At 71.1% G+C, this 23,268-nt stretch carries 21 protein-coding genes and 2 tRNA genes; 20 read left to right on the top strand and 3 right to left on the bottom strand.

Annotated elements, in window-relative coordinates; genetic code table 11:
* The first annotated feature begins 249 nt into the window (after positions 1-249).
* A complete protein-coding gene (locus tag ACFQQI_RS06280; RefSeq protein WP_378559529.1) occupies positions 250-1,383 on the top strand; it encodes an endonuclease/exonuclease/phosphatase family protein in 1,134 nt (377 codons plus the stop codon).
* A 4-nt stretch (positions 1,384-1,387) separates the two neighbouring features.
* Here the strand turns inward: ACFQQI_RS06280 and ACFQQI_RS06275 are convergent, their stop codons facing one another.
* Both ACFQQI_RS06275 and ACFQQI_RS06270 read right to left on the bottom strand, forming a co-directional pair.
* Complete coding sequence (locus ACFQQI_RS06275; RefSeq protein ID WP_378559526.1) at positions 1,388-2,923, bottom strand: sulfatase; 1,536 nt, start codon at positions 2,921-2,923, stop codon at positions 1,388-1,390.
* A gap of 31 nt (positions 2,924-2,954) precedes the next feature.
* Entirely contained in the window at positions 2,955-4,850 is a 1,896-nt protein-coding gene (locus tag ACFQQI_RS06270) for a hypothetical protein (RefSeq protein ID WP_378559523.1), read from the bottom strand.
* A gap of 216 nt (positions 4,851-5,066) precedes the next feature.
* Between ACFQQI_RS06270 and ACFQQI_RS06265 the strand changes: the two genes are divergently transcribed.
* The 8 genes from ACFQQI_RS06265 (at position 5,067) to ACFQQI_RS06230 (ending at position 12,765) form a co-directional block, all read left to right on the top strand.
* Positions 5,067-6,659 (top strand): hypothetical protein, encoded by a 1,593-nt coding sequence (locus tag ACFQQI_RS06265; protein ID WP_378559520.1) that lies wholly within the window; start codon positions 5,067-5,069, stop codon positions 6,657-6,659.
* Positions 6,656-6,883 carry a DUF6752 domain-containing protein gene (locus ACFQQI_RS06260; protein WP_378559517.1) on the top strand — a complete coding sequence of 76 codons (228 nt, stop codon included), beginning with the start codon at positions 6,656-6,658 and terminating at the stop codon, positions 6,881-6,883. The genes ACFQQI_RS06265 and ACFQQI_RS06260 overlap by 4 nt, the downstream gene beginning before the upstream one ends.
* Complete coding sequence (locus ACFQQI_RS06255; RefSeq protein WP_378559514.1) at positions 6,880-7,959, top strand: hypothetical protein; 1,080 nt, start codon at positions 6,880-6,882, stop codon at positions 7,957-7,959. The genes ACFQQI_RS06260 and ACFQQI_RS06255 overlap by 4 nt, the downstream gene beginning before the upstream one ends.
* 58 nt (positions 7,960-8,017) lie before the next feature.
* Positions 8,018-9,460, top strand: a complete 1,443-nt coding sequence (locus tag ACFQQI_RS06250) for a phospholipase D-like domain-containing protein (RefSeq protein WP_378559511.1) — start codon at positions 8,018-8,020, stop codon at positions 9,458-9,460.
* Between the two features lie 7 nt (positions 9,461-9,467).
* Entirely contained in the window at positions 9,468-10,451 is a 984-nt protein-coding gene (locus tag ACFQQI_RS06245; RefSeq protein WP_378559508.1) for a hypothetical protein, read from the top strand.
* Between the two features lie 92 nt (positions 10,452-10,543).
* A complete protein-coding gene (locus ACFQQI_RS06240; protein WP_378559505.1) occupies positions 10,544-11,749 on the top strand; it encodes an acyl-CoA dehydrogenase family protein in 1,206 nt (401 codons plus the stop codon).
* 85 nt (positions 11,750-11,834) lie between these two features.
* On the top strand, positions 11,835-12,020 hold the full coding sequence (locus ACFQQI_RS06235; RefSeq protein WP_378559502.1) for a DUF5302 domain-containing protein: 186 nt from the start codon (positions 11,835-11,837) through the stop codon (positions 12,018-12,020).
* A gap of 208 nt (positions 12,021-12,228) precedes the next feature.
* A complete protein-coding gene (locus ACFQQI_RS06230; protein ID WP_378559499.1) occupies positions 12,229-12,765 on the top strand; it encodes a MaoC family dehydratase in 537 nt (178 codons plus the stop codon).
* Here ACFQQI_RS06230 and ACFQQI_RS06225 read toward each other — a convergent pair.
* Positions 12,742-13,962, bottom strand: coding sequence for an MFS transporter (locus tag ACFQQI_RS06225; RefSeq protein ID WP_378559496.1), 1,221 nt, complete (start codon positions 13,960-13,962; stop codon positions 12,742-12,744). The two genes, ACFQQI_RS06230 and ACFQQI_RS06225, sit on opposite strands and share 24 nt — an antisense overlap.
* Between ACFQQI_RS06225 and ACFQQI_RS06220 the strand changes: the two genes are divergently transcribed.
* The 11 genes from ACFQQI_RS06220 to ACFQQI_RS06170 all read left to right on the top strand — a co-directional run bounded on the left by ACFQQI_RS06220 (position 13,961) and on the right by ACFQQI_RS06170 (position 23,260).
* Positions 13,961-14,848 (top strand): alpha/beta hydrolase, encoded by an 888-nt coding sequence (locus ACFQQI_RS06220; protein ID WP_378559493.1) that lies wholly within the window; start codon positions 13,961-13,963, stop codon positions 14,846-14,848. The genes ACFQQI_RS06225 and ACFQQI_RS06220 overlap by 2 nt on opposite strands.
* 13 nt (positions 14,849-14,861) lie before the next feature.
* Entirely contained in the window at positions 14,862-15,368 is a 507-nt protein-coding gene (locus ACFQQI_RS06215; RefSeq protein ID WP_378559490.1) for a ribose-5-phosphate isomerase, read from the top strand.
* Positions 15,361-16,209, top strand: coding sequence for an Fpg/Nei family DNA glycosylase (locus ACFQQI_RS06210; protein ID WP_378559487.1), 849 nt, complete (start codon positions 15,361-15,363; stop codon positions 16,207-16,209). The genes ACFQQI_RS06215 and ACFQQI_RS06210 overlap by 8 nt, the downstream gene beginning before the upstream one ends.
* A gap of 28 nt (positions 16,210-16,237) precedes the next feature.
* The gene (locus tag ACFQQI_RS06205; RefSeq protein WP_378559485.1) at positions 16,238-17,335 is read left to right on the top strand and encodes a PP2C family protein-serine/threonine phosphatase; all 1,098 of its coding nucleotides are present in this window, start codon (positions 16,238-16,240) and stop codon (positions 17,333-17,335) included.
* A gap of 94 nt (positions 17,336-17,429) precedes the next feature.
* A tRNA-Gly gene (locus tag ACFQQI_RS06200) sits at positions 17,430-17,503 on the top strand.
* A gap of 45 nt (positions 17,504-17,548) precedes the next feature.
* Positions 17,549-17,621: transfer RNA gene (locus ACFQQI_RS06195), tRNA-Pro, on the top strand.
* Positions 17,622-17,668: 47 nt separating this feature from the next.
* A complete protein-coding gene (tig, locus tag ACFQQI_RS06190) occupies positions 17,669-19,108 on the top strand; it encodes a trigger factor (protein ID WP_378559483.1) in 1,440 nt (479 codons plus the stop codon).
* A gap of 255 nt (positions 19,109-19,363) precedes the next feature.
* A complete protein-coding gene (locus ACFQQI_RS06185; RefSeq protein WP_378559887.1) occupies positions 19,364-19,948 on the top strand; it encodes an ATP-dependent Clp protease proteolytic subunit in 585 nt (194 codons plus the stop codon).
* Positions 19,949-19,973: 25 nt separating this feature from the next.
* Positions 19,974-20,582, top strand: coding sequence for an ATP-dependent Clp protease proteolytic subunit (locus ACFQQI_RS06180; RefSeq protein ID WP_378559481.1), 609 nt, complete (start codon positions 19,974-19,976; stop codon positions 20,580-20,582).
* Positions 20,583-20,754: 172 nt separating this feature from the next.
* A complete protein-coding gene (clpX, locus tag ACFQQI_RS06175) occupies positions 20,755-22,053 on the top strand; it encodes an ATP-dependent Clp protease ATP-binding subunit ClpX (protein WP_378559479.1) in 1,299 nt (432 codons plus the stop codon).
* A 301-nt stretch (positions 22,054-22,354) separates the two neighbouring features.
* On the top strand, positions 22,355-23,260 hold the full coding sequence (locus ACFQQI_RS06170) for a hypothetical protein (protein WP_378559477.1): 906 nt from the start codon (positions 22,355-22,357) through the stop codon (positions 23,258-23,260).
* The last annotated feature ends 8 nt before the right edge of the window (positions 23,261-23,268 follow it).

Raw genomic sequence — 23,268 nt, 5'->3', positions numbered from 1 at the left:
CGTGGGCTGGAGGAGCGCAGCGGGGGAAGCCTGCGATTCCGTGGGGTGTTCACGCCGACACGCTACCGGTCCGGGACCGGCGGACCGGGGAGCCCGGAACGCTCAGGTCCGGAGGTTTCCGGCCGACGAGGCAGGGGGGAAGTATGTGGAGGAGACGAGTGCATTCGGTGGATCCCGTGCGCGGCGGTGGGCTTGCTACCCTCAGGCGAGCCCGCCGAACGGCGAGGATGAGCCAGGAGGTGGAGCGCGGTGGAGACGCCTGAGCCGACCTCCCGACCTCGCGGTGGGGCTCGCATCGACCGATCCCGGCGCAAGGACCGGGGCCGGATCGCGGTCGTCGCCGTGGGTGCGGTCGTCGTGCTCAGCCTGATGGTCACGGGCGTCGCGCAGCTGAAGTCCAACGGCGTCCTCGACAGCGGCCAGGCCGCGGAGCCGGTCGCGCGCCAGGCGGGCGCCCGGGCCATCGTCCCGACGCCTCCTCCGGACGCGCAGGGGATCGTCCCCGCCGCCGAGCTGGAGCTCCAGGACCAGCCCGCCGGCGAGAAGGCCAAGGGCGCCGCGAAGGGCGCGGGCAAGGGCGGGTCGGACTCGCTCGTCACGCGCGCCGAGCGCATCGCCCAGGGCCTGCCCGTGACGCCGGCAGAGCCCTTCGGCATCGCCAGCTTCAACATGCTCGGTGCCAGTCACACGAACGGCAAGGGTCGGCGTGCCCACTTCGCCAACGGCGCTACCCGCGCCGGGCAGGCCGCCTCCCTGATCTCCTCGCTCGGCATCGACGTCGTCGGCGCCCAGGAGTTCGAGCCGGTCCAGCAGTCGGTGTTCCTGTCCCGGCTCCCGAGCTGGTCGGTGTTCCCCGGCCAGACGCTCTCGGTGATCGACGGGACCAACAGCATCGCCTGGAACAGCTCGCTCTTCGAGCTGGTGCAGGCCGAGACCATCGCGATTCCCTACTTCGGCGGCCGCACGGTGCAGATGCCCTACGTGCTGCTCGAGCAGCGGTCCAGCGGCCAGCGCTTCTGGGTCGCGAACTTCCACAACCCCGCCGACGTCCACGGTGCCGCCCAGCACTGGCGCGTCCAGGCCACCAACCTCGAGGCCGAGCTCGCCGCGCAGCTCCACAACACCGGCGTGCCGGTGCTCATGACCGGCGACTTCAACGAGCACGCGGAGTTCTACTGCCGGATCTCCAGCATCACCCCGGTGCTGAAGAGCGCCAGCGGCGCCCTGCCCGGGCCGCCCTGCTACGTGCCGCCGGGCCCGCGGGTCGACTGGGTGCTCGGGTCCACACCGGTGGCGTTCTCGAACTACCGGGAGCTCGACGGCGGACCGATCGAGGCGATCACCGACCACCCGGTGATCGTGGCCGACGTCAGCATGCAGTAGCCGCTCAGCGGTGGAACTCGGTGGGGCAGGTGCTCCCCGCGCAGTCGCGGGCCTGCCGTGAGATCGCGCGGAGCTCCTTGAGCTTGCCGCGGTAGCGCCGGTCGGTGGCCAGGTTGTCGAGCTGGTAGGGGTCGACCGTGCGGTAGTAGAGCTCGGGCTGGCCGCGGCGCCCCTCGACGTAGGTCCAGGGCCCGACCACGACTCCGGTGTAGAGCGGCGTCAGGCCGCCCTTCACCGGCCAGCCGGCGATCGGTACGACGCGGCGCGTCGCGCGGGCGTCCAGCCACGGCAGCACGTCGACGCCGTCGGCCTCGCGCCCCAGGGTCGCGCCGGCCAGGGCGGCGAAGGTCGGCGCCCAGTCGGCGTTCGAGACCGGGGTGCTGCTCACGGTGCCGGCGGGGATGCCGGGGCCGCGGATGTACATCGGGACGCCCACCATGTCGCGGAAGTACCAGAGCTTGCCGTCGAGGTTGTGCTCGCCGAGGGCGAAGCCGTTGTCAGAGGTGAGCACGACGTACGTCTCGTCGAGCTGCCCGGTGCTGCGCAGCGTGTCGAAGGTCCGCGCGACCGCGCGGTCGACCGACTGGAGCGCCTCGACCCGCTGCTGGTGCGCCTCGCGCATCTGGGCCCGGCGCGACTCCGGGACCTGCTCGCGGGTGCCGGAGACGATGACCTTGTCGGAGGGGTCGTCCTCGAAGACGTTCGGCTTGTCGGGCAGCTCGAGGTCGGCGAACGTGTCGCGGTCGCGGCTCTCGGGCACCGTCGTCGAGAGCGGGTGCTCGTCGTCGGGGAACACCTCCGCGGGGTCGTCGTCCTCCGTCGGCCCGCCGTGGTGCGGTGCGACGTAGTTGAGCCACAGGTACCACGGTCGCCGGTCCCGCTCCGGGTCCTCGAGCAGCTCGGTGCTCTGGTCGCTGAGCAGCGTCGTGGAGTAGGTCCCGGTCTCGACGACCTCGCCGTCGACCAGCAGCTCGGGGTTCTCGAAGTTGTAGGTGCTGAAGTCGACCGTCGGCCGCCAGACGGACCACCCGGGCGGCTCGTGGTCGACCTGCTCCTCGGTGTACCCGTTGAGGTACTTGCCGAGGAACATCGTGTCGTAGCCCGCCTCCTGGAGGGCGACCGGCAGCGTGTCGTCGTCCTCGAAGGCCGCGAAGCCGCCGCCCTCGCCGTTGATGGTCACCGCACCGTGGTTGTGGGCGTACTGCCCCGTCAGGAGCGTGGCGCGGGCCGGCACGCAGACCGGCGTGGGGGAGAGGCCCTCCTCGAGTGTCATCCCGCCGTCGACCATCAGCTCCTGCACGTGCGGCAGGTACTGCATGTCCTCCCACGCCGCGTCGTCCAGGGTGATCATCAGCAGGTTCGGGCGGTCCGCCAGCCCATCGAGCGGCGCCGGCGTGGCGGGCTCGGTGAGCACGACGTCGCGCTCGGCGGGCGCGCGCACCGGCGCGATCCGCTCCGGGGCGCGGTACGGCGACTTCCGCGCCCCCGGGTCGTCGCCGTCGTCCGTGCAGCCGGTCGTGAGGAGCGAGCCGGCGAGCACGGCGGCGACGGCCAGGCGGAGCCTCCGGGGGCTACTGGACGACGGTGCCGTCGACGAAGACATTGAAGGTCGAGGACGGGTTCAGCGTCGAGCCCGGGAGCGGCGCCAGGCCGAGCGCGCCCAGCGTGAGGTTGGCGACGACGCCGGTGAAGATCGGGTTGTTCCGGTAGGGCACCTTCGCACGGCCGGGGTTGGTCCACGCGGGGTTGAGGTCGTAGAGGTCCGCTCCGGCGATGACGCCCGGGCCCCAGACGACCAGCGGCGCGGTGTAGCTGGGCGGCTTGTGGTTGCCGGCCTTCGCGCCGGAGGACCCACCGACGAGCACCACCATCGTGTGCCCGGCGATCGACGGGTTGTTCCCGATCGTGCGCACGATGCCGCTGACCTGCTTGTCGATGCGGCCGAGCGCGGCGGAGTACGCCGGCCCGCCGTACTTGCCTTCGTCGCCGATGCGCTGCAGCGCGCTGAGCTCGACGAAGCTGTAGGTCGCGGGCTTGGTGCGCAGGTCCTCCATGGCCCGCTTGACGGCCACCTTGTCCTTGTCGGGGGACAGGGCGAACCGGCTCAGCTTGTCGCGGCCGTTGTCGCGACCGACGGGGTCCGAGCCGCCGTTCTTCTTGTTCCAGGAGCGCTCCATGATGGTGGCGCTCTTCTTGCTCGAGTAGACGGCGGTGCGGCGACCGGCGTTGTGGACCCGATCGAAGACGCTCGAGACGTACTGGCCGGCGGTCTGCGCGAGGTTCTTGCCGCGGTCCTCGTCGTACTTCACGCCGTGGCCGTCGCGCTTCTTCACGACCGGTCGCCCGGTCAGCGTCGAGAGCGTGTTGGGCAGCGGCGTGGAGCGTTCGTAGCTCAGCCGGGCGTTCAGCGTCGACGCGCCGGCGGCGCGGATCTCGCGCAGGTGTCTGGTGCGGTCGGCGTCGGAGGCCGAGTTGAACGCGTTGGACCGCAGCCCGTCGACGGAGATCACCACGACGTTGGTGGTGCCGGCCGCGCGCGCCGCCATCGGCGGGATCGTCGCGGTCGCGATCATCGCCGGGTGGTCGCTGATCTTCTGCGTCATCGGGGTCAGCAGCTTGACGAACGAGGAGAAGGTCACGTCGGAGGTGCCGGTCACCCAGTCGACGCCGACCGTGCTCGGGAGCTGGCAGCCGGTCCCGTCGGAGTAGCTGCTGCCGTTGGCCGCCTGGAGCTCGGTGCTGCTGGCGATCGGGCAGAAGAAGTCGCGCGTCTCGTTCATGTCGCCGGTGAGGAAGACGGGGGTGGTCGGGTCGGCGGCGCGCAGGGAGTTGACGAGGGCTGCCTCGCCCGCGACGGCCTGGTCGCGCCACTGCTCGGCGTTCCCCCGGCTGTCAGCGGGGTTGTGCACGTTGATGAACCAGGCGAGCTGGCCGGTCTCGTTGTTGCGCAGCTGCACGTAGGGCATCGGCAGCGGGTTGCCGTTGAAGTACGGCGAGAGGAAGACGTTGGCCTGCACGAGCGTGAACTCGTCGAGCCGCCAGCTGATCGAGTTGTGCGCCGCGGGCTCGCTGCGCGTGGTGCCCGGGAAGGTGCCCCACTCGGGCGCGATGCTGTTCCACAGCGAGGCCTGCTCCCAGTGCAGCTCCTGGAAGCCCACGACCTGGACGCCGTTCGACTCCAGCATCTGCTTGGCGGCCGGAAGTCGCTGCGCCGAGGAGGCGAAGCCCTTGCGGGGGGCCTTCCCGTCGGTGTGGTCGGCGCCGAGGACGTTGAACGAGGCCATCCGGAAGCTGCTGGCGCCCGGCGGCTGCACCGTGACCACGGCGCGCTGCTTGGCCGTGGCGGCCTGCGCGGCCGGCTGGGCCGGCAGGGCGAGCACGCTGGCGGCCAGCGTCGCGGCGGTGGTGAGCGCGAGCGCGACGAGGAGGGTGCGGCGGCGAGGGGGAAGGGGGGCCGGCACGGGCATCTGCGTTATTCTCCCGTTCTGTCATCGCCCGAGATGTCGCCGAGTTGCCCCGCGTGGGTGACGCCGAGGCGGCGGGCGAGTGCTGAGGACAGAGTTGCTAGTGTGACAGCAGAGTACAGCACGTCCCCGCGGTCGACGCCGAGTCGATGAAGGGTCGACCGCGAGCTCCGGGCCCCTCCGACGGGTGACGGGATCATTCGGAAGGAGGAGGACCCGGTGGAAGCAGCGCCCCCGACCGCCGACGTGCTGACCGCGCTCGCGGTCGACGACGACGGCATCGCCTTCCGCGGCACCGAGGACCGCTCCGTCGACGTCCGGTTCGACGACCAGCGCATCGGGTCGTTCTGGACCCAGCGCGACACCGCCGAGCACCCGCCCGCCGGTGCCGCCGGCCGGCTCTGGCACTGGCCCGACGCCCTCCGGCCCTACCTCGACGGCCGCACGACCGTGACCGTGCTCGACCACGTCAGCCAGGCCGAGCTCGGCGCCGTCGAGGTCGGCCTCGGCTCCCGTGACGACCGCATCAGCGTCGTCGACCCGAAGGGCAACCCCCTCGGGCTGGACAAGTCCAACCGGCTGCGCCGGCTCTTCGCCAGTCGCAGCGCCGAGCACACCGAGCCGCTGCTCGACGCGATCGAGGAGGTCATCGGCGCGCTCACCGCGGCCGGTGTGCGCCCGTTCATCGCGTACGGCACGCTGCTCGGCGCCGTACGGGAGGGCGCGCTCATCGGGCACGACTCGGACGCCGACCTGGGCTACGTGAGCGACCACGAGCACCCGTACGACGTCGTCCTCGAGTCGTTCCGGTTGCAGCGGTCGCTCGTCGACCTCGGCTACCCCGTCACCCGCTACAGCGGCATCGCGTTCAAGGTCGGCGTCCGCGAGGGCGACGGACGCATGCGCGGCCTCGACGTGTTCGGCGGTTTCCTCCGCGACGGCCACCTGCACCTGATGGGCGAGGTGCGCGCGCCGTTCAAGATGGAGTGGATGTACCCGACCTCCGTCACCACGCTCGAGGGCCGCGAGCTGCCCGCCCCCGCCGAGCCGGAGCACCTGCTGGCCGCCATGTACGGCCCGAGCTGGCGCGTCCCCGACCCGGCGTACAAGTTCGAGACCCCGCCGAGCACCTACCGCCGCCTCAGCGGCTGGTTCCGCGGCACCCAGGCCAACCGCGAGCGCCTCTGGGACCCCTTCTACCTGCGCACGCACGGGCAGGCGACCGACCCGAGTGCGTTCGTGCGCTGGGTGGCCCGCCGCGAGCGCGGCGAGACCGACATGGCGATCGACGTCGGCTGCGGAGCCGGCGCCGACGCGGCCTTCCTGGCCCGCCAGGGCGTCACGTCGCTCGGCCTCGACTACGCGCGGCGCGCCTTCGGCAAGCGCGCGAAGAAGGCCCGCCGGGGCCGGCTGCCGCTGCGGTACGAGTGGATGAGCCTCACCGAGCTGCGGTCCGTGCTGCCGATGGGCGTCGAGCTCTCCCGGAACCCCGGCTCCAAGGTGATGCTTGCCCGGCACGTCGCGGACGCCACGACCGCGTTCGGCCGCGCGAACCTGCTGCGCCTCGCCCGGATGTCCCTCGGCGGCGGGCGGCTCTACCTCCAGGTCGCGACGGCACCCTCCCCGGACCTGCCGTACGGCGTGCGTCCGCTCGACCTCGACGCGTTCCTCGCCGAGATCGACCGCTCCGGCGGCCGGGTCGTCGCCCGCCACGACCTCAGCCGCGACACCGTGCGCGTCCGGCCCCGCATCGATGCGGGTACGCCGGACGCGCCGCCGTACCTCACAAGATTGGTGGTCCAGTGGCCATGATCCGCTCCCGCATCCGTGACCTCGCCCGGCTCCGCCAGCGCATGACCGACCTCGAGGCCGAGGTCCAGGAGTGCCGTCAGCTCAACCTCCGGCTGGCCGAGGTGACCGACCTCGTGTCGGAGCTCCTCGTGGCGCTCGCCGACACCGACGACCCGCGGGTGGCCGCCGCCGTCGCGCGCTACCGGGCGGGGGTCAGCGCGAGGGCGTCGGACGGCGCGAAGTGAGCACCCGCTCGCGGGTCTTCCTGCACATCGGGCTCCCCAAGACGGGTACGACGTACCTGCAGGAGGCGCTCTGGCTCAACCGCGACCGGCTGGCCGAGCGCGGCCTCTACCTCCCCGGCGCGCGCCGCCAGCACCTGCTCGCGTCGCTCGAGCTGCGGGAGGACCCGGGCCTGGCCAACCGACCGCGGCAGGTCGAGCACCCCTGGACGCACCTCGTCGACCTCGTGAACGCCCGCCTGCGCAAGAAGGGCGGGGACGCGCTGATCAGCCACGAGTTCTTCGCCTCGGCGACGCCGGCCCAGGTGGAGCGCGCCCGCGAGGCGTTCCCGGACGCCGACCTGCACGTCGTGGTGACCGCGCGGCCGATGGTCGACCTCTTCACCTCCCGCTGGCAGGAGTGGGTCAAGAACGGCAACGACCTCCCGATCGACTCCTACCCGCCCGAGCCGAAGGGCGTCAGTGCCTGGGGCTGGGCAAGCTTCGACCTCGGCGACGTCCTCGAGCGGTGGGGCAGCGTGCTCGACCACGACCGGATCCACGTCGTGCCGCTGACCCGGGGAGCCGGTCCGCGGCAGCTGTGGGACACGTTCCTCGACGTCTGCGGGCAGCGGTCCGAGGGGATCGACGCCGAGGAGCAGCCCGCGAACACCTCGCTCGGCCTGGCCGAGGTGGAGGTGCTGCGGCGTACCAACTCCGACCTGAAGGGCTTCACGTCCCCCACCGACCGGGGCCGGTGGATCCGCGGCCATCTCGGCGAGCGGACGCTGGTCCACGAGGGCGCCGAGCGCTACCGGCCGTCCGAGCAGAAGCTGGCCGAGCTCCAGCGCCGCGAGGAGCGGCTGCTCGCGCTGCTCGCGAGCGGCGGCTTCGACCTGCGCGGCGACGTCGACCTGCTCCGCTCCGCCGACATCTCCGCCCGCCGGCATCCGTCCGAGGCGACCGACTCCGAGCTGCTGCCGGTCGCCGTCGGCGCCCTCGCGGCCCTGCTCACCGACCTCCGGGCGGCCGCCGAACGGGCCGGCGAGGTGCCGGTCCTGGACGCCAAGCCGTCGCGCTGGCGCCGTCGGCGGGGATGACCTTGCCCCAATTCTCCTGTGTTAGCGTGCCCCGCTCCCTCGACGAAAGGTCCTTCGCGTGAAATCCAGCGTCCGTGCGCTTGCCACGGCACTGAGTCTCATCGTGCTCGTCACGGCGATCGGCGGCTCCGTCAGCACCTCGGCCGAGGCGGTGACGTCCGCGGCGAGCACCCGGGCCGCGCAGACTGCCAAGGCCGCCGCGGTAGCCAAGCCCAAGAAGCCGAAGTGGAAGCCCGCCGAGGGCCCGGTCTTCAACGTCCCGCGCTCCAAGCCGGAGACGCAGTTCCGCATCGAGCGCCAGGTGCTGTCGGCCATCCGGCACTCGAAGAAGGGCTCGCGGATCTGGATGTCGATGTTCTCCTTCGACCGGTTCCCGGTCGCAGACGCCCTGATCAAGGCCCGCAAGCGCGGCGTGCAGGTGCAGGTGCTGATCAACGACCACGAGATGACGCCGGCGCAGCGCAAGGTGCGCAAGGCCATCGGCACCAACCGCAAGAAGAAGAACTTCGTGGCCCAGTGCTACAAGGGTTGCCGCTCCAACGGTGACGTCCTGCACTCCAAGTTCTTCCTCTTCTCGAAGACCGGAGCGGCGGAGAACGTCGTGATGGTCGGCTCCGTGAACATGAAGATGAACGGGGCGAAGAACCAGTACAACGACCTCTGGACCAAGAACAACGCACCGAACCTCTACCAGCGCCTCGAGCAGCTCTTCGAGGAGCAGAAGCTCGACCAGCCGGTCCCCAAGCCGTACGTCAACGAGGCCGTCGGGGGCTATCACCTGTGGGTGACGCCCTTCCACGGCGTGCCGTACGACGACCCGATCATGGAGGCGCTCCGCCCCGTCCAGTGCACCGGCTCCACCATCAACGGCGGCCGCACGGTCATCCGGGTCAACATGCACGCGTGGGACGGCAGCCGCGGCAAGTACATCGCGCAGCGGTTCCGCAACCTCTACGCGCAGGGCTGTGACGTGAAGATCCAGTACGGCATGGCCGGCGCGGCGACCCGAGCGGTCTTCGGCAACCCGACCAGCCGTGGCTACGTCCCGGTCCGCTCCAACGGCTTCGACACCGACCACAGCGGCCCGGAGGGCGAGAGCGACGGCGAGATCGACCTCTACAGCCACATGAAGGAGCTGCTGATCTCGGGCAACTACGCGGGCGTCACCGGCGCCCGCTGGTCGTTCACGGGGTCCAGCAACTACCAGGACTCCGGCCTGACCGGTGACGAGATGGTGCTGGCGATCCCGGGCCGGCCGATGTTCAAGGCCTACCGCAAGCACTGGGACTGGATGTGGGCGAAGCGCACCCGCGCGGTCGGCTACCGGCCGCACACGGGCAACGCCGACCCGACCGACCCGCCGTTCCCGGCGCGGTTGGCCATGTCGGGGCAGGGGCTGACGCGGCAGGAGATCATGGACCTCGCCGCTCCCGGTGACCTGCCGAAGATGATCGTCACGGAGAAGTACGGCTTCGACAGCCCCGAGTGGCGCGACGAGTAGGCGTCTCATGGTTGATCGGTTGGTCCTGCACGTCGGACTGCTGAAGTCGGGTACGACGTTCGTGCAGGCCCGGCTGGGCGCGAACCTCGACGAGCTCGAGCGCCAGGGCGTGCTCTTCCCGACCCCGTGGTCGCGGCAGGTGCGCGCGGTCACCGACCTCGCGTCGTCCAGCGCCGGCGACAAGGCGTGGTCGCGGTTGGTCGCCGACGTGCGCGACCACCCCGGCACGGTGCTCGTGTCCATGGAGTTCATGGCGCCGATCGCCGAGGACCGGATCCGGGGCGTGATCGCCGACTTCCCGGACGCTCGCGTCGAGGCCGTGATCACCGTCCGCGACCTGGGCCGGGTGGTGCCCGCGATGTGGCAGGAGACCCTGCAGAACCGGCGCAGCTGGGGCTGGGGCGAGTTCCAGAAGGCGGTCCGCTCCGAGTCGGGCGCGGTCGGCAAGCGGTTCTGGCGGCAGCAGGACGCCGGCGTGATCGCCAAGCGGTGGGCCAAGGTGCTCGGCCCGGAGCGGGTCACGGTGATCACGGTCCCGCCGGCGGGTGCGCCCTCCGAGCAGCTGTGGGACCGGTTCTGCGAGGTCGTCGGCCTGGCGCCGGCGACCTGGGCGGCCGCCCCGCGCGCGAACGAGTCCCTCGGCGCTGCTTCGGCCCTGCTGCTCGGCCGGCTGAACGCCGCGCTCGGTGACGTCGACAAGGCCGTCTACAACAAGGCCGTCAAGAAGCGGCTCGCCAAGCAGGTGCTGGCCGCCCGCAAGGGCGACGAGCCGCCGATCGGGTTCGTCGTCCCCGACTGGCTGCGCAAGCGCTCCGACGCCCGCAGCGCCGCGGTGGCCGCCTCGGGTGTGCGGGTCGTCGGCGACCTGGCCGAGCTCGTCCCGCTCGACGTACCCGGCGTCGACCCGGAGTCGGTGAGCACGGAGCAGCAGCTCGAGTCGGCGGTCGACGCGCTCGCGCGGATCGTCCGCGGATCGGGCAAGCGCGACTGAACCGCGGCCGGTGCCGTGCGGTATCTCACGGTTCGGAACCCGCGTCGAACGAGTAAGTTACCGGTGAGTCACCCCGACGCGGAAGGACACTCATGGGCCGGCTGTGTGAGACCGATGGACTGACCGAGGACCAGCAGGAGATCCTCAAGGCGGTCCGGACCTTCGTCAACGAGAAGATCCTCCCGGTGGCGACCGAGCTCGAGCACGCGGACGAGTACCCGCAGGAGATCGTGGACGGTCTCAAGGAGCTGGGCATCTTCGGCCTGACCATCCCCGAGGAGTACGACGGGCTGGGGGAGTCGCTGCTGACCTACGCGCTGTGCGTGGAGGAGATCGCGCGCGGCTGGATGAGCGTGTCCGGCGTGATCAACACCCACTTCATCGTGGCCTACATGCTGATGAGGCACGGCACCGAGGAGCAGAAGCAGAAGTACCTGCCGAGGATGGCGACCGGCGAGATCCGGGGCGCCTTCTCGATGTCGGAGCCGGGCCTGGGCTCGGACGTGTCGGCGATCAAGACCAAGGCCGTCAAGCTGGGTGAGGGGGACGACGGCGGCTACTCGATCACCGGCCAGAAGATGTGGCTGACCAACGGCGGCACGTCGAATCTGGTCGCCGTACTCGTGAAGACCGACGAGGGTGCGGACTCGGTCTACCGGAACATGACGACGTTCCTGGTGGAGAAGGAGCCGGGCTTCGGCGAGACCGCACCGGGCCTGACGATCCCCGGCAAGATCGACAAGATGGGCTACAAGGGCGTCGACACGACCGAGGCGGTCTTCGAGGGCCACCGGGTCTCGGCCGACCAGGTCCTCGGCGGCGAGCCCGGCCAGGGCTTCTACCAGATGATGGACGGCGTCGAGGTCGGCCGCGTCAACGTCGCCGCCCGCGCCTGCGGCATCGCGAACCGGGCCTTCGAGCTCGCGATCGCCTACGCCCAGCAGCGCGAGACCTTCGGCAAGCCGATCGTCGACCACCAGGCGATCCTCTTCCGGATCGCGGAGATGGCGACCAAGGTCGAGACCTCCCACGCGATGATGGTCCGCGCCGCGCGCATGAAGGACTCCGGGGAGCGCAACGACGTCGAGGCCGGCATGGCCAAGATGCTCGCCGCCGAGTACTGCAACGAGGTCGTCCAGGACTCCTTCCGGATCCACGGCGGCTACGGCTACTCCAAGGAGTACGAGATCGAGCGCCTCTACCGCGAGGCGGCGTTCATGCTCATCGGCGAGGGCACCTCCGACATCCAGAAGATGATCATCGGCCGCAGCCTGCTCAAGGACTACAAGCTCTCCTGAACGCTGCAGGGGAAGTCGGTCGACGTACGTCGACGGGTCGTGCGAGGGTGGAAGGACCTGACCGGCCGACCCTCGCGGAGGAACGATGACGGACTCGCACGGCAACGAAGACCTCAAGGCCAAGATGCGCGAGGCGCTGGACCGGAAGAACTCCAAGGAGAAGGGCGTGCACCAGGACGCGCCGCTCCGGGAGAAGGCCCACGGAGCCGAGGTGGCCGGCGGTGCGACGCCTCCGATGCATCGACGCAAGGCGGGCGGCGGGGGTAGCTGACCAAGCGGCGCGCGAGGTACGAGCGCGGCGCGCAGGTCAAGCAGGTTGAGCAAGCGCGCGGCCGAGCCCGCGAGGCCGCGACCGCGCGTCGAAACCCGGCGAGCCGAGAGTCGGCGGCGACCACGGTCATTCAACCGCTCTCCTCAACCACGGGGCTGGTGAGATAGCCCACGGTGCGGTCGCCTAGGCGTCCGGGCAGAGTGAGCCCATGCAGTTCGGACGCAGCTACGAAGAGTTCGAGGTCGGCGCGACCTACAAGCACTGGCCCGGCAAGACGGTGACCGAGTACGACGACCACCTGTTCTGCCTGCTCACCATGAACCACCATCCGCTGCACCTCGACGTGCACTACGCGGGGGAGACCACGCAGTTCGGCAAGAACGTCGTGGTGGGCAACTACGTCTACTCGATCCTGCTCGGCATGAGCGTCCCGGACATCTCCGGCAAGGCGATCGCCAACCTCGAGATCGAGTCGCTGCGCCACGTGGCGCCGACCTTCCACGGCGACACCCTGTACGGCGAGACGACCGTGCTGGACAAGTGGGAGTCGAAGTCGAAGGACGACCGCGGCGTCGTGCACGTCGAGACCATCGGCTACAACCAGGACGGCAAGGTCGTGTGCATCTTCCGCCGCAAGGTGATGGTGCCGAAGCAGAGCTACCTCGAGGCCCGCGGCGGCGAGCAGCCCGGCCGCCCCGTGCCGCAGCCCGACAAGAGCTGGTCAGGCCCGGCCGCTGCTGAGTGACCCGAGCGATCCCGCGACGCGCGGGGCGAAGGCCGTCGCCAGCGGGATGATGCCGAGCACCAGCACCATCGGGACGGCGAAGCCGACCCGCAGCGACCCGCTCCCGACCAGGCCGGTCATGACCGAGCCGAGCAGCGCGCCCACGTAGTTGAACTGGTTGAAGCGCGCGATCACGGCGTCCACGCGCGCCTGGCGGACGGCGGGCTCGAGGCCCTCGCCCCCGGCGATCCGCGCCGCTGCCGAGAAGCTGAGCGGGGCGACGACCGCGACCCCGGCGCCGAGCAGTGCGAAGCCGAGCACCGCCACCTGCCAGGTGGGGGAGAAGACCACGACCGCCAGCGACGCCGCCGCGACCACGGCGCCGACCCGGAGCACGCGCACGGGGCCGTACCGTCCCACGAGGCGGTCGCCGGCCAGGCGGACCGCACCGCTGGCGAGCAGGTAGGCGAGCGCCGCGAGGGCGACGTACCGCTCCGGCGTGGTGAAGGTGTGGTCGAGGAAGAGCGGTCCCCAGGTCTGGACGCCCGTGTCGATCATGTAGAAGAGCACCATCGCGATGCCGACCAGGATGATCGGCCGCCACGGCACCGCGAGCGCCTCGGGCAGCTCGGTCGGGCCGTGGTCGCGGGGCAGGAACGGCGCGAACGCGACCGCCAGGGGCAGGACTCCGACCACGGCGTTGACCTCGATCGGAGCCGACGCGGTGGCCAGGCCGACGATCGCGCCGATCACCCCGCCGAGGGTCCAGGCGCCGTGGAAGGACGGCAGGATCGGCCGCGCGTACCGGTGCTCGAGGGCGACCGCCTGCATGTTGGTGCTCGCGTCGACCATGCCGAGCCCGATGCCGTACCCGGCCATGCCGGCGATGAACACGGCCTCGGCCGGGGCCAGGCAGAGCACGGGTACGGCGGCCGCGATCAGCAGCAGCCCCGAGCGCAGGAGCAGGGCGCTGTCGCGGCGCTTCGCGAGGGCCTCGGCCCCCACCGAGCCGACCCCCGCGAGCAGCACCATCATCAGCAGCACCAGCGAGAGGGTGACGTCCGAGAACCCCCACTTGTCCTGGACGTCGGGGAGCCGCGTGGTCAGGCTGAGCAGGACCAGGCCCTGGCTGAGGAAGGCGGCAGCCGTGGCCGCCCGCGCCCGCGACATCTGCATGGTGCGCATCGTGGCACGCGCGACGCAGTAGCGTGCGCGCATGCTGTACCCCGAAGCCCGGCGCGCCCTCGAGGTCGCCGCCGACGAGACACCGGTCTGGACCGACGGCTACGACATCGCCGCCGCCCGCGAGCAGGCCCGGGCCGTGGCTGCGGGGGAGCGGCGCGAGGACGTCGCCGAGGTGCGCGACCTCGACGCCGACGGCGTACCGGTGCGGCTCTACCGGCCCGCGGACGCCGTGCCGGGCCTGGTGCTGCACCTGCACGGCGGGGGCTTCGTCTTCCACGACGTCGAGGTGCACGACCCGGCCGCGCGCCGCCTGGCCAACCGGACCGGCCGCGCGGTGCTCAGCGTCGACTACCGGCGCCCGCCCGAGCACCGGTTCCCGGCGGCCCCGGACGACGTGTCCACCGTCGTCGGCTGGCTGGACCGCGAGGCCGTCGCCCTCGGCCTCGACGGGCCGACTGTCGTCCACGGGGACAGCGCCGGCGGCAATCTCGCGCTGGTCGCCGCCCTGCGGCACCCCGGGCGGTTCGCCGCGGCGGTGCTGGTCTACCCGTTCCTCGACCCGGCGGCCGGGTTCGCGTCGTACGAGACGGCGGCCGACGGCTTCGACCCGCGGGAGGCCGCCTGGTACTGGCAGCAGTACGCCGGGACGCCCGCCGACCTCGAGCACCCCGACCTGGCGCCCCTCCGGTCCGCCCGCCTCGCCACGCTGCCGCCGACGCTCGTCGTGACCGCCGAGCACGACCCGCTGCGCGACGAGGGGGAGCACCTCGCGGCGCTGCTCGCCGACGCCGGCGTGGCCGTGACCGCGACCCGCTACCTGGGCCAGGTGCACGGCTTCTGGCGGCACGTGTCGGTCTTCCCCCAGGCCGAGGCGCTGCTGCGCCAGACCTCCGGGTTCGTGGACCAGCACGCCGGCTGAGAGGATGGCGGCCATGCGCGTGCACCTCGGCTGCGACCATGCCGGACTCGACCTCAAGGAACACCTGGCCGCCTGGCTCGCCGAGCACGGCTACGAGCCCGTCGACCACGGCCCGTTCTGGTACGACGCCGAGGACGACTACCCCGTCTTCTGCCTGCGGGCGGCCGAGGCGGTGGCGCAGGAGCGCGCGGCCGGCCAGGACAGTCTTGGCGTCGTGATCGGCGGCTCCGGCAACGGCGAGCAGATGGCCGCCAACAAGGTCGCCGGCATCCGGTGCGCCCTGGCGTGGTCGGAGGACACGGCGCTGCTGGGCCGCCAGCACAACGACGCCAACGTCGTCGCCGTCGGCGGCCGGATGCACTCGATCGAGGACATGACCCGGTTCGTGGAGCTGTTCCTCGCCGAGCCCTTCTCGGGCGCCGAGCGACACGCGCGCCGGATCGCCCAGCTCACGGCGTACCAGGCCGACGGCACGCTGCCGCCGCTCCCCGAGCGCCCGGCCGCCGACCCGGATGCCTGAGGGGCACACCCTCCACCGCCTCGCCGGCGAGCTGACCGCGGTCTTCGGTGACCGCGAGGTCCGCGCGAGCAGCCCGCAGGGCCGGTTCGCCGACTCCGCGGCGCTCGTCGACGGCCAGGTCCTCGTCGGGGCCGAGGCGTGGGGCAAGCATCTCTTCGTCGCGTTCCCCGGCGACCGCTTCGTGCACATCCACCTGGGCCTCTACGGCAAGCTCGACGTGCACGCCGGCGTGCCGGAGGTGCCGGACCCCGTGGGGCAGGTGCGGCTGCGGCTGGTCGCCGGCGCCGGTGACCGGTTCTCGTACGCCGACCTCCGCGGCGCGACCGCCTGCGAGCTGCTGACGGTGGCCGAGCGCGACGTCGTCGTCGCCCGCTCCGGGCCGGACCCGCTCCGTGACGACGCCGACCCGTCGGTCGCCTGGGCGCGGATCCGGCGCAGCCGCGCGCCGATCGGCGGCGTGCTCATGGACCAGACGGTCGTGGCCGGCGTCGGGAACGTCTACCGCGCCGAGCTGCTGTTCCGCCACCGGATCGACCCCTACCGGCCCGCCAACACGCTGCGGGCGGGGCAGTGGCAGGCGATGTGGGACGACCTCGCCGTCCTCATGCGCGAGGGCGTGCGCACGGGGCGGATCGACACGGTCCGGCCCGAGCACATGCCCGAGGCGATGGGTCGGCCGCCGCGCCGCGACGACCACGGTGGCGAGGTCTACGTCTACCGACGCAACGGGATGCCCTGCCACGTCTGCGGGCGCGCCGTCCGCACCGCGGAGCTCCAGGGGCGCAATCTCTTCTGGTGCGGCCAATGCCAGCGCAGGTACCGGTCGCGGGCACTACAGTGATCGCATCCCAGGACGAGGACCGACGACCATGACCGCTCGAACCGACGCGGACCGGGCCGCCCGGGCGTCCCGGCTTCGAACCGTGCGCAGGCGTCGGCGCCTCCTGCCTCGCGGCAACCGCCCGCTGGTGCTGCTGATCGCGCTGACCCTCGTCGTCACCGCGTGCGCGCTGGTGTGGCCCGAGACGATGCCGATGACGGTGCTGATGATCCCGCTGCTGCTCGGCAGCCTGATGCTCGGCCCGCGCCAGCTGCCGTGGTTCGTCGTGTTCGTGATGGTGATGCTGATGCTGGCGATCACCCAGCAACCCCAGATCACCACCCGGCTCGTGCTCGCGATCACCATTCTCTATGCGCTGTGCTTCATCGTGCTGACGACGTCGTTCCGGCGGTCGCGCCTCGGCGTGGCCGGGGTGCAGGGCGAGTCGATGCTCGTCGACCTGCGCGACCGGATCCTCAGCCAGGGCGGCCTCCCGGCCCTGCCCGCGGGCTGGGTCGCCGAGGACGCCCTGCGCTCGGCGGGCGGCACGCCGTTCGCCGGCGACTTCGTCGTCGCCGACGTGCAGCGGGAGCCAGACCGCCTCCAGATCGTCGTCGTCGACGTCTCCGGCAAGGGCGAGCAGGCCGGCACCCGCGCGCTGCTGCTCTCGGGGGCGTTCGGCGGCCTGCTCGGCGCGCTCGAGCCGGCAGAGTTCCTGCCCGCCGCCAACGACTACCTCCTGCGCCAGGGCTGGGACGAGGGGTTCGCCACCGCGGTGCACCTCTCGCTCGACCTCGAGACCGGCGACTTCGAGGTCCGCACCGCCGGCCACCCGCCCGCGGCCCAGCTCCACGCCGGCTCGGGTCGGTGGAGCATCCACGAGGGGGAGGGGCCGGTCCTCGGCCTCATCGAGGACATGGACTTCCCCGCCCGCACGGGCGTCATGCGGCCGGGAGACGCGCTGCTGCTCTACACCGACGGGATGGTGGAGACGGCGCGGCGCGAGATCGGGATGGGCATCGACCGGATGCTCGGCCAGGCCGAGCGGCTGCTGCGCGGCCAGTTCGAGGGCGGCGCGAACCGGCTGGTCGACGCGCTGGGCTCGCACAACGACGACCGCGCGCTCGTGCTCGTCCACCGGCGCTGACCACGGGGACTTCCCGGTTGGGGCGAGAGCCCGCCGGTGTGGCACGATTGCACCCGCTCTGGGCCGCCGTGCCTGCACGGAGGTCAGGGCGCGCGCGGATGTAGCTCAATGGTAGAGCCCCAGTCTTCCAAACTGGCTACGCGGGTTCGATTCCCGTCATCCGCTCCAAGCAGGGTCCGCCGGCGCTCCGGCACCGGGCCGGGCCCCACTTGGCGGGGCGTAGCGTAGTGGCTAGCGCGCCTGCTTTGGGAGCAGGAGATCGCAGGTTCGAGTCCTGTCGCCCCGACTCAGCACCACCGCACAACACACCAAGCAACCAATAGGAGAAAGCCTGTGAAGAGCGCCGTCGAGACCTTGAGCCCGACCCGGGCCAAGCTGACCGTCGAGGTGCCCTTCGAGGAGCTCAAGCCGAGCCTCGACAAGGCGTACAAGACGATCGCCCAGCAGATCAACGTCCCGGGCTTCCGCCGCGGCAAGGTCCCGCCCGCCGTCATCGACCGCCAGGTCGGACGCGGCGCGGTCCTCGACCAGGCGATCAACGAGGTCGTCCCGCAGAAGTACGTCGAGGCGCTGCAGGCCAACGACCTCCAGCCGCTCGCGCAGCCGGACATCGAGGTGACGAAGTTCGAGGACAACGACGCCCTCGAGTTCACCGCCGAGGTCGACGTCAAGCCCGAGATCACGCTCCCGTCGTACGACGGCGTCGCCGCCCAGGTCGACGACATCGAGATCAGCGACGACGACGTCGAGGAGCAGGTGCAGAACCTGCGCGAGCGCTTCGCGACCCTCATCGACGTCGAGCGCCCGGCCGCCGACGGCGACTTCGTCGTCATGGACCTCAAGGCGACCCGGGACGGCGAGCCCGTCGAGGGCGCCGAGGTCAGCGGCATGTCCTACCGGGTCGGCCGTGGCGGCATGCTCGACGGGCTCGACGAGGCGCTGGTCGGCCTGGCCGCCGGGGACGAGAAGGTCTTCTCCTCCCAGCTGGTCGGCGGTGACCTGGTCGGCGAGAGCGTCGACGTCGCGGTCGCCGTGAGCCAGGTGCAGGAGCAGGAGCTCCCCGAGCTCGACGACGAGTTCGCCCAGATGGCCTCCGAGTTCGACACCGTCGACGAGCTGCGCGACGACGTGCGCGAGCGGCTCGGCCGCGGCCGCCGCCTCGAGCAGGCCGCCGCCGCCCGCGACGCCGTCCTCGAGGCGCTCCTCGAGAACGTCTCGGTGCCGCTGCCGGAGACGATCGTCACCGACGAGCTCAACTCCCGCCGCAGCAGCTTCGAGCAGCAGATCGCGTACGCCGGCATCACCATGGAGAAGTACCTCGAGGACGAGGGGCAGACCCAGGACGAGTTCGAGGCCGACCTCGAGCGCCGGGTCCGCGACGCGGTCACCGCCCAGTTCCTCCTCGACGAGATCGCCAAGGTCGAGGAGTTCGGGATCGACCAGCAGGAGCTCTCCGAGCACATGGTCCGCCGCGCCCAGCAGTCCGGCCAGGACCCGCAGGAGTTCGCCAACCACATGTTCGAGCACAACCACGTGCCCGAGCTGGTGCAGGAGATCCTGCGCGGCAAGGCGCTGGCGCGCATCGTCGAGGCGGCCGTGGTCACCGACGCCTCGGGCAACGTGCTCGACCTGAAGAACCTGCGCCCCGACGGCACCATCGGTGAGCCCGAGGACGAGGCCGCCGAGGCCGCCGACACCGAGGCCGACGAGGCCGCCGACCCCGAGGCCGACGAGGCCGCGGAGTCGAGTGAGGAGGAGAAGGCCGAGGCCTGATCCCGCGCACGTCGTACGCCGACCCGCCCGAGTCGCTCGGGCGGGTCGGTGTCATTTCGGCACAGGTCGGCGGCCCGCGCGGCGCGAGTGGCTGGTGTGACGGAGGAGCGGGAACGAAATCCGCTGTCGGCGAACAGGGGGGTGTGGGCCGTGGATGTGTCGGCCCTTCCGGCTAGGGTCGCTCCCGTGACCAGGTACTCCAGCTCCGCGTCCCACTCGGGGACCCAGCAGCCGCAGCTCAACGGCGGTGGCGGGATGAACGGCCTCGACGACCACATCTACCAGCGCCTGCTGCGCGAGCGCATCGTGTTCCTCGGCTCCGAGGTCCGCGACCAGAACGCCAACGCGATCTGCGCGCAGCTGCTGCTGCTGTCCGCCGAGGACCCCGAGGCCGACATCTTCCTGCACATCAACAGCCCCGGCGGCTCCGTGGACGCCGGTATGGCGATCTACGACACGATGAACTACATCCCCAACGACGTCGCGACGGTCGGCATGGGCCTGGCCGCCTCGATGGGGCAGTTCCTGTTGTGCGCCGGCACCAAGGGCAAGCGCTACGCGCTCCCGCACGCGCGGATCATGATGCACCAGCCGTCGTCCGGGATGGGTGGCTCGGCCTCCGACATCAAGATCCAGGCGCAGCAGTCGCTCCACATCAAGCAGATCCTGCTCGACCTGATCGCCGAGCACACCGGCCAGCCGCGCGAGCAGGTCGAGGCCGACGCCGACCGCGACCGCTGGTTCACGGCGGAGCAGGCGATGGAGTACGGCCTCGTCGACCAGGTCATCAAGAGCGCCCGCGAGGCCGCCGACGACGGCCGCCCTGCCCACAAGAACTGAACCGGCCAGAGAACGGTAGAGCGACATGAACTACTACATCCCGCAGTGGGAAGAGCGCACGTCGTACGGCTTCCGCCGCATCGACCCCTACGCCAAGCTGTTCGAGGACCGCATCATCTACCTCGGCACGCCGATCTCCGACGACGTCGCCAACGCGGTGATCGCCCAGTTGATGTGCCTGGAGTCGATGAACCCCGACCAGGACATCCAGATCTACATCAACAGCCCCGGTGGCTCGTTCACGGCGCTGACGGCGATCTACGACACGATGAACTTCATCAAGTCCGACGTCCAGACGGTCTGCATCGGCCAGGCGGCCTCGGCGGCGGCGATCCTGCTCGGCGCGGGCGCCCGCGGCAAGCGGATGGCGCTCCCCAACAGCCGGATCCTGATCCACCAGCCCTACACCGAGGGCACGTTCGGCCAGACCTCCGACATCGAGATCCAGGCCAACGAGATCCTGCGGATGCGCGAGCTTCTCGAGAAAATGATCAGCGATCACAGTGGTCGGCCGATCGAGCAGGTGAGTCGCGACATCGAGCGGGACAAGATCCTCACCGCCGAGCAGGCCGTCGAGTACGGCCTGATCGACGCCGTGATCGAGTCCCGCAAGGGCGCTCCTGCACTCGCCTGAGCGTGTCCGACCCGACGTTCCACGTGTCCCTCCCCGCAACGGGGGTGGCACGCGGTACCGTCAGAGAGGCCCTCGGCCCCTCGACCGCACCACCGCAGCACAGCCCGACACCTCGGGCCTGAGAGACGGGGCTCGATCAGATCGGGCTCGAGATACCGGAGGATGACCGCCCGTGGCACGTATCGGTGACGGAGGCGACCTGCTCAAGTGCTCTTTCTGTGGGAAGAGCCAGAAGCAGGTCAAGAAGCTGATCGCGGGCCCCGGCGTCTACATCTGCGACGAGTGCATCGACCTGTGCAACGAGATCATCGAGGAGGAGCTCAACGAGGGCTCCGAGGTCAGCCTCGACGAGCTGCCGAAGCCGCGGGAGATCTTCGAGTTCCTCAACTCCTACGTGATCGGCCAGGAGCAGGCCAAGAAGTCGCTCGCGGTCGCGGTCTACAACCACTACAAGCGGGTGCAGGCGGGCCTCCAGCCCAGCTCCGCGGCGAGTGGACCGGGCAAGCACAGCAAGGACGAGGTCGTCGAGGTCGCCAAGTCCAACATCCTCGTGATCGGGCCGACGGGCTGCGGCAAGACCTACCTCGCGCAGACCCTGGCCCGGATGCTCAACGTGCCGTTCGCCATCGCCGACGCCACCGCGCTCACCGAGGCCGGCTACGTCGGCGAGGACGTCGAGAACATCCTGCTGAAGCTGATCCAGGCCGCCGACTACGACGTCAAGAAGGCCGAGACCGGCATCATCTACATCGACGAGATCGACAAGGTCGCCCGCAAGGCCGAGAACCCGTCGATCACCCGCGACGTCTCCGGCGAGGGCGTCCAGCAGGCGCTGCTGAAGATCATCGAGGGCACCACCGCCTCGGTGCCGCCGCAGGGGGGTCGCAAGCACCCCCACCAGGAGTTCATCCAGATCGACACCACCAACATCCTCTTCGTCGTGGGTGGTGCCTTCGCCGGGCTCGAGCACATCATCGAGCAGCGCGTCGGCAAGAAGACGCTCGGCTTCACCGCTGAGGTGCGCGGCCACGCCGAGCGCGAGGCCGAGGACCTGCTCGCCCAGGTGCGACCCGAGGACCTCACCAAGTTCGGCCTGATCCCCGAGTTCATCGGCCGGCTGCCGCTGATCGCCAGCGTCACCAAGCTCGACCGCGAGGCGCTCGTGCAGATCCTCACCGAGCCCCGCAACGCCCTCGTGAAGCAGTACCAGAAGCTCTTCGAGCTCGACGGCGTGGAGCTGGAGTTCACCCAGGACGCCGTCGAGGCGATCGCCGACAAGGCGATGGAGCGCGGCACCGGCGCCCGCGGCCTGCGCGCGATCATCGAGGAGGTCCTCCTCCACGTGATGTACGACGTACCGTCCCGCGGCGACATCGCCCGGGTCGTCGTCACCCGCGAGGTCGTGTCCGACGACGTCGCGCCGACGCTGGTCCCGCGCGAGTCCGAGGCCAAGAAGAAGAAGTCCGCGTAAGCGGCCGCGCAGCGGACGCGTCTACGCGGAGATCGCCCTTCGAGACGCCTCGTCCCTCGGCCCTCAGGAACCGAGCGCGACCGCGCATGTCGAGATCCGGTCGGACGGCGCTGGCCCACCCGGGCCATCGGCTCGGGTCGCCCGGCGAACCTGGCCCGAGGGGGACTAGTCCACTTGGGCCATTTATGGCTATTCATGCCTCTGGGGTTTGGCGAGCGCTCTCCGCAGCCGCGAGACTTATCCCGTCCGATTTTCTCGGGAAAGGGAACTGGGAGTGCGCTCCGAGCACCGGGCTCCATTCGTGGCCTCCATCGTCGTCGTCCTGGCGTGCATCGCCGTGCTCGCGCACAGCGTGCGGACCGACGCCCTCGGCGGCATCGCAGGACTGCACCGCGTCCTGCTCGCCGCGCCGATGCTGCACCCGAAGCCGGCGCCGACCGAGGCGCCCGTCCCGCAGCTGGACGCCCCCGAGAAGTCCGCCGACCGCGACACCACGCCGAGCACGGGCAGCGCCACCCCGGTACGCCACGTCTCCGTCGCGAAGCCCCCGAAGGGCGGCGCCTCGGGCAAGGACAGCAGCTCCGGCACCCGCGAGGGCAAGCAGGACGGCAAGCAGGACGGCAAGCAGCAGGTCAAGCACGACGACAAGCAGGGCGACAAGCCCCAGGTCAAGCACGAGGGCCGGAAGAACGGCTCCGGCAGCTCCGGCCAGAGCACCCCGACCGTCCCGGTCGTCGCCGTCCCGGCTGCCCCGGCGACGCCCGTGGTCCCCGCCGTCCCGGCGGCGCCCGCCGTCCCGGCGATCCCGGCCCCCCGCCCCGCGACCGGCTCGGGCAACAACGGGTGGGGCCGCGACGACCACGGCAACGGCTACGGCAACGGGTACGGCAGCAGCAACGGCAACAGCAACGGGAACGGCTGGGGCCAGGGCGGCACCCGCGTGACCCGCCAGAGCGCCAGCGACATCGTGAAGAGCGTGATCGCGTCCGTGACCTCGTCGACCCGGAGCAGCCAGACCGGCGGCCCGACGGTCGTCGGCACCACCCCCGCCCCGCCGGCCGGCGTGATCGGCCTGGTGCCTGGCGCCGGTGCCGTCTCGGACGACGACTGGGCCAGGGACGCCTGGGACGACGACGACCGTTGGGACGACGACGACCGCAGCTGGGGCTACGGCGACAGCTCCGACGACCACGACGGCTGGCGCTGAGCCCGACC

The organism is Nocardioides sp. GCM10030259 (assembly GCF_042666375.1).
Classification (GTDB): Bacteria; Actinomycetota; Actinomycetes; order Propionibacteriales; family Nocardioidaceae; genus Nocardioides.
Note: the sequence above shows the minus strand (reverse complement) of the source record. Positions and strands in the feature narration are given on the sequence as shown.